3 protein-coding genes are annotated in these 1,746 nt (G+C 67.5%); 2 read left to right on the forward strand and 1 reads right to left on the reverse strand.

Annotated elements, in window-relative coordinates; all coding sequences use genetic code 11:
* The first annotated feature begins 62 nt into the window (after nucleotides 1–62).
* Together ABZX92_RS45830 and ABZX92_RS45835 are read left to right on the forward strand one after the other, a co-directional pair.
* Nucleotides 63–833 (forward strand): alpha/beta fold hydrolase, encoded by a 771-nt coding sequence (locus ABZX92_RS45830; protein ID WP_355572448.1) that lies wholly within the window; start codon nucleotides 63–65, stop codon nucleotides 831–833.
* A complete protein-coding gene (locus ABZX92_RS45835; RefSeq protein WP_355572446.1) occupies nucleotides 830–1,237 on the forward strand; it encodes a DUF1992 domain-containing protein in 408 nt (135 codons plus the stop codon). Before ABZX92_RS45830 ends, ABZX92_RS45835 begins: the two co-directional genes overlap by 4 nt.
* Here the strand turns inward: ABZX92_RS45835 and ABZX92_RS45840 are convergent, their stop codons facing one another.
* Complete coding sequence (locus ABZX92_RS45840; protein WP_355572450.1) at nucleotides 1,238–1,711, reverse strand: lytic polysaccharide monooxygenase auxiliary activity family 9 protein; 474 nt, start codon at nucleotides 1,709–1,711, stop codon at nucleotides 1,238–1,240.
* Between the last annotated feature and the right edge of the window lie 35 nt (nucleotides 1,712–1,746).

A 1,746-nucleotide genomic window follows, 5' to 3' on the forward strand; every position in this document is an offset into this window, starting at 1 on the left:
CGCCTGGGTGGTCCACCCCGCGTAGAGGTCGCCCTCCTTGACCATGACGTCACCGGTTCGACCTGCGGAAGTTCAAGGTCGTGGTCTTCCACCAGCGCGGCTGTGGCAAGAGCACGCCGCACGCGAGCGACCCGGCCGCGGACATGAGCGTGAACACCACCGATCACCTGATCGCGGACATCGAGAAGCTGCGCGAGCACCTCGGCATCGAGAAGTGGCTGGTGTACGGCGGATCGTGGGGCAGCACGCTCGCACTCGCCTACGCGCAGCGCCATCCCGGGCGCGTCACCGAGATGATCCTGGTCGCTGTCACCACGGCGTCGAAGCGCGAGCTCGACTGGCTGTACAAGGGCGTTTCCCGGTTCTTCCCGGAGGCGTGGGAACGGTACAGCGCGCACGTCGGCAACGCGCCGGACGTCGTACGCGCGTACGCGGACCTGATGGAGGATCCCGCGCGGCGTGCCCAGGCCGCCGCCGAGTGGTGCTGGTGGGAGGACACCGTGCTGTCGCTGGAGAGCTTCGGTGGCCCGGCGGTGTTCAGCGACCGGCCGGACGACGACCTCATCGCGTTCGTGCGAATTTGCGCGCACTACTACGCGAACCTCGGTTTCCTGGAGGACGGCTCACTTCTGCGCGACATCGGCAAGCTCGCCGGCATCCCGGCCGCGCTGATCCACGGCCGTCGTGACCTGAGCTGTCCCGCCGACACCGCCTACGCGCTGGCGCAGGCGTGGCCGGACGCCGAACTGACCCTTGTGGACGACAGTGGCCACAAGGGCAGCCCCGCGTTCAACGAGGCGGTTCAGGCCGCGGTCAGGAGGTTCTCCCCGTGACGCAGCGCAAACCGCAGGGCATGGACTTCGAGTCGTGGATCGACAGGCAGATCCGCGAAGCCCAGGAACGCGGCGAGTTCGACGATCTGCCGAGCGCGGGAAAACCGTTGCCCGGCGCGGGTGAACCGCTCGAGGAAGACTGGTGGATCAAGAGAAAGGTCCGGGAGGAAGAGGGCAAGGCAGGGTTGCCCCCTTCCCTGGCGTTGCGCAAGCAGGCCGAGACCGCCAGGGCCCGTGCCCTGGCGGCCGAGACCGACGACGAGGCGCGCGTGATCATCGAGCAGATGAACGCGGAGATCCTCGACGCGTTGCGCAAACCGTTGTCCGGTCCGCCTTTGAACCTCATGCCGTTCGACGTCGAGAAGCTGCTGCGTGAGAGGAAGGGGACCTCACGCGGTCAGTGATCAGCTCGCGTTGATGTCGATGCAGGAGTAGAACGCGTTCGAAGTGTCGCCGATGTTCCACACGGCCAGGACCTTGTGCCTGCCGGCCGAGCCGACGTTGACGCTGTGGGACACGGTGGCCGGCGGCTGCTGGTTGTTGCCGCTGAAGTTCGCGACCTTGCGGCCGTCGACGAAGTAGTCGTAGTCGCGCGTGCGGTGCCGGGCGGTGAACGTCCAGTTGAACGTCACCGTACGGCCGGTGTTGGTGACCTTCCAGCCCTTGCTGTCGTTGTTGAGCACGGCGAACTGCGACAGGTTGGCGTTGCAGCTCTTCAGGCCCTTCGGGCCCTCCACCGACTGCGGTTCCCACTGGATGGCGCCGCAGTCCTTGACGGTGCCGTTGGCGCACTGCGCCTGGCGACTGGCAGGCGACGACACGTAGCCGTGTGCGAAGGCAGCTGGCGGGCGGCCACATCCGCTCGGCGGCCGTGACAGCGGCCTACCTCGCCGCCGCCGCGGGCCACGTGATC

The organism is Lentzea sp. NPDC006480 (assembly GCF_040611995.1).
Taxonomy (GTDB): Bacteria; Actinomycetota; Actinomycetes; order Mycobacteriales; family Pseudonocardiaceae; genus Lentzea.